Below are 10,702 nucleotides of genomic sequence, written 5' to 3'. Positions count from 1 at the left end.
CCAGAGTACACAATAGCCACTACCATTAATGGTCATATTCTCAAATCTGAAATAGTCAGCTGCATCAAATTCAATTGCTGCACTGGCTGAAGTATTCATAATAACTGAAGACTTGCTAGCTCCCTGGAATGTTACTGTATTAACGTCAGTCATTCCAAGTACTGGTTCAAGAACCAGATTTTCTGAATAAGTACCTGCTTTAACATCAAAAACAACCGGTGATAAAATCCCACAGGTTTTTAAGGCATTATAGGCGTCATTCAAAGTGGTATAATCCTGACCCGCTCCAACTGTATAAACACCACCCATACCTGTACAGAAGTTCAGATGGAGTGTGTCGTTTACTTTATTATTATCAGGAATGGAATCATTTACATTGGCAACCCATACTTTTAATTGATGATTACCTTTGGTAGGAACAAAAACGGATTTTGCAAAAGTATATTGCTCACTTGAACCCGGTCCTAAAATTCCAAATGCATTACCATTTATATTGTAATCATAAACAAGTTCAGGGGTTCCTCCATTCAATGAATAACCAAGATCCAACCAGAAGATTGAATCTGCTTTCATATTTGTGAAAGTCACAGTTAATTTATTACTATCAACTCCAAATACTGTTGGAGAATCAACACTTGTTAACGCACAATCAAATCCTGATAAGGGAAGAACTGTTACAGAATAATCTTCTGTTTCACCCCATGTATAGGTTCCGCACGATGGCTGAATACCACTCTCACTTGAAATAACTCTAAGTCTTAACTGTGAAGTTGCTGCATTAACAGGAACAGTAACACTGACTGAAACTGCTGTAGTAGCCGTATAGGTACCACCTGTTCCAAGTGTTTCACCAGCATCTGTAAAGTCTCCGTCATCATTCCAATCCATATAAAAAGCATAGGACTTAGCATAATTACCACCACAGCTTCCTAAAGTAACAGTCAGTGTATAGGTCTGACCTGGAAACACATTGGTATTAATATTTGTAAAATCTGTATACATTGCACAAGTACTAGCAGTATTATTACTAATTGTATTAAAAACTACCTTATCAACCTCACTATCGTAAGTCGATGTTGCAGTAGATGAACAATAGGATTGGGAAAACCCATAAGACATCATTCCAATGAATAGAATGAAAAGTGTAATTCGTTTTTTCATGAGATTTATTTTTTGGTACTGATTAAGCAATTTTAGTCAACTGTTACTTCGCAAATATAGTATTTTGTACAAATATTTATGCATTATTAATATTAATTCTATACCCTACTGTTATTGGCTTTTAGGCCAAATAAACACTCTTTTCATAGCAGTGGATTTTCAAAATATTTAATTTCCATTAATCATTCAAACGGAAATGATAAATTTGCCTTTGGATCAGTCCCTATTTTGTCAAAATGAAGCTTAATCCATACGCAACTAAAAGTATCCTATTAATACTTCTACTTCTATCCCAAAATAGTTTTGGGAAAATCGATAGCGAGAAGCTTTTCAAAGAAAATTGTGGTAGTTGTCATGAGATTGGCAGAATACTCACCGGACCAGATTTACAAAACATCAATTCGCTAAGAACTAAGGAATGGCTCATTCGTTTTATTACAGATTCTAAAAAACTGATTAATGAAGAAAACCAGTTAGCGCTTCAGGTTTATGAGGAATATCAAAAAATTGAAATGCCTCCTTCGGACTTGGATAGCAACGAAATCTTGGCAATACTTGACTACATTGAAAAATACGAATACATTAAACCTATATCTAAATCCATTGATGTAGTTCAAACCAGCAAAAAAAGTTTCCCCATTTCTACTGTAAGCCTAATCAGTATTTCAATTCTACTTATACTATTAATAATAGTTTTTTTATCAGCTGATTTAAGAAAACGAATACCCATTTCATTTTATGTTTTCACAACTTTATTAATATTGATATTTCTGAGTTTGAATGCCCGATCGTTTCAAGACAATAGAGTAGCTAAAAGTTTGTTGGAAATAAAACAAGATGTGGATTTTAATCATAAAATTCACTATAACGATTATACAATTGATTGTATTTACTGTCACGACAAGGCATTAAATTATCCGCAAGCCAACTTGCCTCTCATTTCGAATTGCATGAAATGCCATCATTATATTCAGGAAGGTGAAGTTTTTGGCAAAGATGAAATTTCAAAATTAACTGAACTTGACAGCATCAAAAAAGGAATTAACTGGAAGAAAGGATACCGTTTGCCCGAACATGTACATTTTAACCATGGTTTACACGTAAAAACGGCTAAGCTAAGCTGTATCGATTGCCACGATCAGACCGATCAGCCAATGATTAGCAAATCCCTTGTTCAAATGAAATGGTGCATAAGGTGCCATAACGAGCAGTATATTAATTTAGAATTAAACTATTATAAAAATGTATACGACACAATCTATAACTTAACAGGATTAAGTGTCACAAAAAATGGAGGAGCAAATTGCTCCGTTTGTCATTATTAACAAATGCGACAGCAGAAAAAAGACATATGGATTGGCTTGGACCAAAATGGGCAAAAATTGCCGGGAGATGACAAACGAATAGTATCCAAAAATTTGATTGAACATATTTTTAACTTCACTGGCTTAAACAGTAATCGAAGAAATTTCTTCAAAACTCTAGGATTAGGAACAACTGCATTGGCACTATCCTCTGCATGCAAACGCTCTCCTATTAAAAAGGGAATGCCCCTATTCTCGAATTCATCAAGTCCAAAGCCAGGAGAAGAACTATGGTATGCAACAACTTGTGCTGTTTGCATGGCTCACTGCCCGTTAACTGTTAAAACAGTAGATTATCGACCCATTAAAATAGAAGGAAATAAAAATTCAAAACGAACAAATGGTGGAGTTTGTGCCAGTGCTCATGCTTCTTTATTGGATTTATACAATAGTGAACGTTTAAAGAATCCTGAAAAAAACAAGCTTGCTGCTAGCTGGAATGAAATCGATCGAGAAATAATTCAAAAGCTTCAATTAATCAAGCAAAGCAAGAAAGAAATTGCGATTGTAATGCCTTACTCAAATAGTCCGGCAAGCACTCAATTATTAAAGGAATTCAAAGATCATTACCCATCAACAAAAATCTATTACAGCAATTTATTTGCACCACAAAAAACCATTGATGCCTATCATTCAATTTTTGGCAAGGCTATTTTCCCTGATCACCGATTTCAGAAAGCAAGATTACTAGTTAGTTTTGGTGCTGATTTTCTGGGGAACTGGCTATCTCCTATTGAATATACGAACGCCTATTTAGCCAAACGGGATATTGATAATACCAGAAATCTTTCCTATCATATTCAATTCGAAAGTCATTTTAGTATTACTGGAGCAAGCGCAGATAAAAGATGCATTATAAAACCAGCTGAAGAAGGAATTATACTTGCTTATTTATATCAATATATACGTGAACCTAAGTTGTATCCTGAGTTTGACAAGCTAAACAGCAAATATCAGCTAAAACAATTAGCCGACAAATTACGATCAAACAAAGGACGATCTATCCTGCTCAGCGCTTCGAATAATTTGAATAATCAAAAATTAATTATTGGGATTAACAGTATTTTAGGCAATATGGGAAGAAGTATTGATCTGGATAATCCCCTTATAACGCAAGATATTGGCAGTTTTGATGTACAATTGTTAAAATCAAAAATAAGCGATAAGCAAATAGGAGGTCTAATTTGTTGGAATGATGATCTATTGAAGGATGAACAAAAAGATTCAGAAATTAGTCGAGCCCTGACTTCAATTGAGCTTAAAATATCTTTGAATCTGTTCAAGGATAAATATAGTAAACATGCAGATTATCTGTGTCCTGATCATCATTTTTTAGAATCTTGGAATAATTATTCTTCAAAGGGTATACTTCAAACTTCTCAGGCTACTATTAATCCAATTATGAAATCCCGTCAGGCACAGGAAAGTTTTCTCATTTGGATGGAACACACAGATAACTGGTTGGATTATTTGGAAAAATCTAGCTTATCCTATATTGGTGTCGACCAAAACAAGCCAATACAATTCAATGATGTTGTTAAAGCAGGAATTTGGACAAGCAGTTCCAAAATAGTTAAAAAGTATAATTTCAAACACTATCTGGATCCTGTCATCAAAATAATTAAGGATGATTTCAAAAAATCTACAAAACTTGAAATTGTATTTTGTGAAAGTCAGGGGCAAAAATCCTATACATCGCATCTGAATAGTTTTTTAGCAGAATATGTCGATCCCATTACCAGCGGAAGTTGGAAAATATATGCTCAAATATCGCCCGATACAGCAAAACAATACAAAATAAGTCAGGGACAAATAATCAAGATAATATCAAATAAGCATGAGATTAATTTGCCGTGCATAGTTCAGGCAGGAATTGCTGATTCATGTATAGTGATTCCAGTTGGAAAAATGGCATCTGCTCTTAATGAAGGAAACAATCCATTATTATTATTGAATGATTCAAACTCGGATCAGTTTTCCTTCAGCATTGAAGGGCTAAATCAGTTTGAAGAAGTTTGCCAAACACAAACACATACAAAAGTTAGCACAGAAGCGATCGTTCCTGAATTAAGTTTAATATCTTATTTAGCAAAGAAAGCATCTCACAATTCTGAAGACATTCCCACTTCTGTTTTGTCTAAAAAAAGAGACTTCAAACCGCATCATTGGGCCATGGTGGTGGATTTAAATAAGTGCACAGCTTGTGGATCTTGTAGTATTAGTTGTCAAGCAGAAAATAATATCCCTGTCATTGGTGCTGAGGAAATTAAAAAAGGGCGATCTATGTCATGGATGAAAGTGCAACGTTTTTATTCAGGTGAAGTTGAGCATCCAATGCTTCACTTTTTACCCATGATGTGTCAGCAATGCGATCAGGCACCTTGCGAATCAGTATGTCCTGTTTCTGCTGTCAGTTCCAGCAATGAAGGCTTAAATCAGCAAAATTACAATCGTTGTATTGGTGCTCGTTTTTGCGCTACCAACTGCCCCTATTTAAGTCGCACATTTAATTACAACAACTACAGCCATCAAAATCCGAATTCGCCACATATGTCAGATGAATTGGGTCGATTGATGTTAAATCCATCGGTTAGTGTTCGGGAGGCAGGAACTGCTGAAAAATGCACTTTTTGTGTACAGAGAATACAACAAGCAAAAGCCAATGCAAAACAGGACGACACACCTCTTAAGGATGGATCAATTCAAACGGCTTGTCAACAATCTTGTCCGGCACAAGCAATTTACTTTGGAGACATGAATGATAAAGGAAGTATGGTGTACAATCTGAGTAAGAACAAACGAGCTCATGTTTTATTGCCCGCTTTAGGAACACAACCATCTGTCTATTATTTATCAAAAGTGCGAAATACAGATATGGACTTATGATTTATTCCGATCTACATATGGAAAGCTCAGATAAGAATTTGAAACTTTGGTGGATTTTATTCTTCATATCTCTTGCCAGCTTACTAATAGGTAGCATTGGTGTGTTTCTTATTTTCAATAAAGGGCTTGGACTTTTAGCAATTAACAACAGCATTTTCTGGGGTGTGTTAATCACCAATTTTGTATTCTGGATAGGAATTGGACATGCCGGTACATTTATTTCAGCCATATTACTATTACTAAGGCAAAACTGGCGAAAAGGAATTAATCGCTTTGCAGAAGGGATGACTATTATTGCCATTGTTTTGGCAGCTATTATGCCCATTATCCATCTGGGAAAACCAAGCTATTTCTATAAGCTATTACCCATTAGTAACAACAGCGGATACTTTTTACTAAACTTTAATTCGCCACTCAATTGGGACTTCTATGCTATTTCAACTTATTTGATTCTATCTATCATCTTCTTTTATATTGGAATGTTACCTGATCTTGCTCAAATGAGAAGGATTAATCAGAAGAATAAATTACTTGCTTTTTTTGCTGCTGGCTGGACAGGATCTCTTACACAATGGCAAAATCATAAACAAACGCTTTATATTTTAGCTGGTTTGGCCACTGTATTGGTTATTGCCGTTCACTCTATTGTAAGTTTTGATTTTGCAGTAAGTATGCATGTTGGATGGCATTCGAGTATTTTTCCAATCTATTTTGTATTAGGTGCTTTACTATCCGGATTTGCAATGCTTTGCATTCTTGCGGTCATTAATAGAAAAATTAATAGACTGGATAATTTTATCCGAAAGGAACACTTTGATTATATGAGCAAAATTATGTTGGCTACATCCATTTTGATTTTCTTTGTATATATCAATGAAGTGTTTATGAGTTTATATGCCAACAATCCATTTGAGAATGCATTACTCATCCAAAAAAGTGTTGGCAAAACTGCTTTCATTTACTATTTATCCCTCTTTTTGAGTATTGGAATTCCTCAATTGTTTTGGAAAAAATCAATTCGTAGCAATTCAAAACAGGTGTTGATTTTATCGATCCTGATACTGATTGGCATGTGGTTAGAACGCTATATGATTATTGTGAGTAGTTCTGAAACAGGATATATTTCAGCAAATAATTCAAACTTCTCATTGAACTTTTTCTCACTAGCCATGATTTTATTTGGAATCGGATTTTTCTTTACTTTCTTTTTATTATTTATTCGCTATCTGCCTTCCATTTCTTATTCTGAAATACTAAAAGACAAGAAGAAATGAGGCAAATAGTTAGTAATCGGAAAGCTACACTAGCTATATTTAGAGATGAAATATCCCTTCGTGATGCTGTTCAAATATTGCTGGATAAAAAGGCAGAAATTCTGGAAATCAGAACACCCTATGAGATAGAATTTGAACACTTGAAGCAGAATAAGCATGCAAATAATTTTGGTCGTATAGCCTTTTGGAGTGGTTTGGTTGGATTTGTAATTTCCATGGCTTCAATGCTGTATCTTCATTTGGAGCTACCCATCCAATTTGCGGGTAAAAACAGTATTCCTTGGCCTTCCTTCATAATTCCTGTATTCTTAGGCAGTGTGCTATTTGCAGCCATAGGAGTCACTCTTTACTTTGTCTTGTTTTCCCATGTTATTCCTGGTCAGCAAATAGTGGATTACAAATGTGAATCAACTGATGGTGAATTCCTATTAATATTCAAGTGTGATGATAGTACTACTATTTCATCATTATCTTTTGAAATATGTGAAATTGATTTTTACAAACAAGAAATTGCTTTGCCAATTCCTATTAAAATGGATATCAAATGAAAACTTATTGGCAGATAATCTATTTCAGTTTTGTTTTAATACTCCTATTATTTGGATGTGATCAATCTTCTCCACCTAAAGAAGAAATACAAGAATCGGTCATGCAAAAGCCTGTTCATTCAATTCCATACAATAAGGAACAAGAAATTTATCCTTATGCAAATACCAAAGAAGCCTATGAATTAGCTGGACAAGAACTTAAGAATCCTTTGGCACTTACCGAACAAAACTTGATGGAAGGCAAAATTTTATATAATGCATTGTGCAAGCATTGCCATGGTGAAAATGGAAATGCCAATGCGCCAATGATTGAAAAAGAAAAATACCCTATCCCTCCTGTTTTTACCAAACGACTACCCACAATATCGGAAGGAAAAATGTTCCATTCGATTACACATGGAAAAAACCAAATGCCACCAAATGGAGAGGACTTTAGCAGTACACAAAAATGGTTGCTGGTGATGTATATTCAAGCGTTGTGTTTAATATAATTTCAATATGAGAAATATTTGCATATTAATTTTACTTCTGTTTCAATCATGTAATTTTCTTCCTGAGAAACAAGACTTGGAATCCACAATTGATAGTGACTACAATTCACTGATAACTTCAATAGCATTAGGTTATCCTAATAACTCTTACAAACCATTTTTTGAAGATGCATTAAATATTAAAGATTCGTTGTACAGGAATACTATAACTGAGATTGATAAAAGCATTTTCTCAGGTAAATTGAATTTGCAAATGAACCTTCATACTTGGACTATGGCTCCTGGTCATGAATATCCCAATGCTATTATTTATGTAACCAATAATAGTGATTTTGAACACGCTTTTTCATTTTTCGATGAACAATATTATCTTAAACTTAAAAAATTGAAAAGGAATGATAAATCCTTCAATTTGGATATGTGTAATTTGCAATTAGAAGAAATTAATAAACTGAAATTAAGAATAGAAGATGAATTGAAAAACCATTTAATATTTGAACAGCAAGTTAATTTTATATTAGATGGTCTCAAATTAACTAAATATTCAAGTTCTGAGAAAGAATATTATACTCATAAAAAATTAAATGAATTTATCACAATTTTAACAATATCATTACTTGATATGAATGAAATTGAATTAAGAGATATAGTAGTTTTGAGGAAAAATTTAGAAATGATAAAATCTGATGATAATAAGTTATCATTTATGTATGATAAGAAGTGTTTTGAGTCATATGAAAACACTATTGTTAAAATTGAAAATGACTTAAAAGCATATAAAAATATTAGATACTTTGAACCATTTGAAGGATGGGGGAGTTTTTGGCGTTTTGAGGTTCTTAGAGATATCAATGATGATGTATTTGTTAAAATTTCTTTTGAGAATCTAGATTGTTATACAGTGATATATATATAATAAATACTAAACACAACAATGGTTTAAGCTATGTCAATAAAGGGTTTTAGTAAATTAGGAATTGGTGAAGAGAAGAGGTATTGCCACAGCTCAGAACCTAACCATTAAGTAAACAAAAGGAGCATATGGAATGAGTATACGAGAATTCATATCCAAGCATGTATTAATAACAGGCCTAATTATAGTAGCTATACTACTAATTATTGGTGCATCCTTTTGTTGCAAAGATGATTACTGGTTACTATTATGGACTAATTTTGTGTGTATTAACTGGTATTTTCTATTACTTGCCTTAGGTGGATTACTTTTGTTTTCAATGCAAACAATTATTCCTTCTAAATGGTTTGATCCATTGAAATTACAATCTTTACAAACTGCGGGTGTTTTAAGATTTCTAATTTTTAGTTTTTTACTCGTTTTAGCCAGCGCCCATTTCTTTATTGATAGAATAGTTGAAAGTTCATTTCACACTATTTGGTTCCATCCCATTTTTCTCACCCTCAGAGCAGTTGTTATCTTATTTGTTTTTTACACTTACCACTATCAATTATTAAGAAAATTTAGAAACCAAAATGAACAAAGCCAAAAGCACAAAGCCATAGAATTTGTCATTGTTTTACTATTAGGTTTTTCTCTTTTTAGTTGGGATTGGTTAATGTCCATACAGCTTGATTATCATTCGGCTCTTTTTTCATTTTACCTGTTGGTTTCAGCGCTTTTGTTAATCTGCGGATTTTTATTGGTCAAGAATCACCAAAATAATCAATTACATAGCTTTTCAAACGATTTGGGCAGATTGACAATGGCTATATCCTTAATTTGGTTCTATGTATTTTTTAGTCAGTTTTTAATCGCTTGGTATACATCAATACCAAGTGAAATAGCATATTATCAGCATATTTTTCAGTGGAATTTCCTCCCCTTTTTAATTATTAGTGTTTTGGGGAATTTCCTACTTCCATGGTTGATTTTACTTTCAAAAAATAATCGCAAATCCACATCAAAACTATATTATGTTGGTTTGCTCATACTAATTGCAAAATGGTTTGAAATCTATTTGCTAATTGCACCATCTGTATTTAAAGCCCAAACATATTACCCCATTATGGAAGTAGGTTTTATCATCCTGGCTGCTATCGGAATTGGGTATATATTAAAACAAAAAACATTAATTAAATAAAGCATTATGGATTGAAAATTCATGGGTTTGGATTATGAATGAAATTCATTTGTAAAAAACAATCAACAAATAGCAAAAAATAACCAATGTTAAAAATTTCAATAACCAAACAGTATTGAATATCTAGAGAGATTTTGAAGTTTGGTTAGCATATATCCTTTATTATACCACAAACATATTTACTATAACGCCATTTACATTTAGGCCACTGATTCGCAGAAATTTCACTTGCCTCCTATTAACAAAGGCATAGGCACTAGTGCCCTTTTTAGCAATTGGTTTCCAATTACTTAGAAAGCCTATCAGGATTTGCAAGGAACGTTTTGACGGAGCTCTTTCTCATATGTCCAGTTTGAGACAACATATATGTTATTATTGCTAAAAAATTAACGAATGAAGTCTGTTATTCCTGACTTTACCTTCGTAATAGTATATTTTTCCTAAACCACAATTGTCATGATTTTTTCCTGATTTTATCGAAGGAAATATACGACTATTTTGAATTTCGATCACCTTATCGAAGTTCCCTTCTGCAATTAACTCAAGGGAAGGAATTGAGTTATCAAAAATTAATCAATAATCACATATTGGCAAGTATAATTCAAACAGGATTTATTCGTATTTGTCCTCCAATTGCTCTTAATATTTTCATAATTGTTTCAAATTGGGGTTTCGCTCCTTCAGATAAAGCTTTGTACAAACTTGGTCTGCTAAGTCCGGTTTCATGTGCAATCTTTGTCATTCCAATTGATTTCGCAATATGACCAATTGCTATAATAACATCCGAATTATTTCCTTCCTCCAAAACGGAATTGAGATATTCTGCTATTATTTCATTATTGTCTAAATAATCTGCTATGTCAAATTTTGAGGTTTCCATAT

9 protein-coding genes are annotated in these 10,702 nt (G+C 33.2%); 7 read left to right on the top strand and 2 right to left on the bottom strand.

Annotated elements, in window-relative coordinates; genetic code table 11:
- The coding region (locus tag HOG71_16025) for a hypothetical protein (GenBank protein ID MBT5992357.1) at positions 1 to 1,161 on the bottom strand (1,161 nt) is incomplete at its 3' end.
- A 236-nt stretch (positions 1,162 to 1,397) separates the two neighbouring features.
- On the opposite strand from HOG71_16025, the gene HOG71_16020 reads away from it, so the two are divergent.
- From HOG71_16020 to HOG71_15990, 7 genes are all read left to right on the top strand, one after another.
- Complete coding sequence (locus HOG71_16020) at positions 1,398 to 2,486, top strand: c-type cytochrome (GenBank protein ID MBT5992356.1); 1,089 nt, start codon at positions 1,398 to 1,400, stop codon at positions 2,484 to 2,486.
- Between the two features lie 3 nt (positions 2,487 to 2,489).
- The gene (locus HOG71_16015) at positions 2,490 to 5,411 is read left to right on the top strand and encodes a 4Fe-4S dicluster domain-containing protein (protein MBT5992355.1); all 2,922 of its coding nucleotides are present in this window, start codon (positions 2,490 to 2,492) and stop codon (positions 5,409 to 5,411) included.
- A complete protein-coding gene (nrfD, locus tag HOG71_16010) occupies positions 5,408 to 6,685 on the top strand; it encodes a polysulfide reductase NrfD (GenBank protein ID MBT5992354.1) in 1,278 nt (425 codons plus the stop codon). Before HOG71_16015 ends, nrfD begins: the two co-directional genes overlap by 4 nt.
- The gene (locus HOG71_16005; protein MBT5992353.1) at positions 6,682 to 7,233 is read left to right on the top strand and encodes a DUF3341 domain-containing protein; all 552 of its coding nucleotides are present in this window, start codon (positions 6,682 to 6,684) and stop codon (positions 7,231 to 7,233) included. Before nrfD ends, HOG71_16005 begins: the two co-directional genes overlap by 4 nt.
- A complete protein-coding gene (locus HOG71_16000) occupies positions 7,230 to 7,724 on the top strand; it encodes a cytochrome c (GenBank protein MBT5992352.1) in 495 nt (164 codons plus the stop codon). The genes HOG71_16005 and HOG71_16000 overlap by 4 nt, the downstream gene beginning before the upstream one ends.
- Positions 7,725 to 7,731: 7 nt before the next feature.
- Positions 7,732 to 8,640, top strand: coding sequence for a hypothetical protein (locus HOG71_15995; GenBank protein MBT5992351.1), 909 nt, complete (start codon positions 7,732 to 7,734; stop codon positions 8,638 to 8,640).
- A 130-nt stretch (positions 8,641 to 8,770) separates the two neighbouring features.
- Positions 8,771 to 9,820, top strand: coding sequence for a hypothetical protein (locus HOG71_15990; protein ID MBT5992350.1), 1,050 nt, complete (start codon positions 8,771 to 8,773; stop codon positions 9,818 to 9,820).
- A 601-nt stretch (positions 9,821 to 10,421) separates the two neighbouring features.
- Here HOG71_15990 and HOG71_15985 read toward each other — a convergent pair.
- Positions 10,422 to 10,700, bottom strand: coding sequence for a putative addiction module antidote protein (locus tag HOG71_15985; GenBank protein MBT5992349.1), 279 nt, complete (start codon positions 10,698 to 10,700; stop codon positions 10,422 to 10,424).
- Positions 10,701 to 10,702: the final 2 nt, after the last annotated feature.

The sequence above is a fragment of the Bacteroidota bacterium genome, assembly GCA_018698135.1.
Taxonomy (GTDB): Bacteria; Bacteroidota; Bacteroidia; order CAILMK01; family JAAYUY01; genus JABINZ01.
This window is presented reverse-complemented; position numbering and strand designations above follow the sequence as displayed.

What these genes read in the sequence shown, in the direction of transcription:
- HOG71_16020 (MBT5992356.1), top strand. Translation starts at nt 1,398, where the DNA reads ATGAAGCTTAATCCATACGCAACTAAAAGTATCCTATTAATACTTCTA.
- HOG71_16015 (MBT5992355.1), top strand. Translation starts at nt 2,490, where the DNA reads ATGCGACAGCAGAAAAAAGACATATGGATTGGCTTGGACCAAAATGGG.
- nrfD (MBT5992354.1), top strand. Translation starts at nt 5,408, where the DNA reads ATGATTTATTCCGATCTACATATGGAAAGCTCAGATAAGAATTTGAAA.
- HOG71_16005 (MBT5992353.1), top strand. Translation starts at nt 6,682, where the DNA reads ATGAGGCAAATAGTTAGTAATCGGAAAGCTACACTAGCTATATTTAGA.
- HOG71_16000 (MBT5992352.1), top strand. Translation starts at nt 7,230, where the DNA reads ATGAAAACTTATTGGCAGATAATCTATTTCAGTTTTGTTTTAATACTC.
- HOG71_15995 (MBT5992351.1), top strand. Translation starts at nt 7,732, where the DNA reads ATGAGAAATATTTGCATATTAATTTTACTTCTGTTTCAATCATGTAAT.
- HOG71_15990 (MBT5992350.1), top strand. Translation starts at nt 8,771, where the DNA reads ATGAGTATACGAGAATTCATATCCAAGCATGTATTAATAACAGGCCTA.
- HOG71_15985 (MBT5992349.1), bottom strand. Translation starts at nt 10,700, where the DNA reads ATGGAAACCTCAAAATTTGACATAGCAGATTATTTAGACAATAATGAA.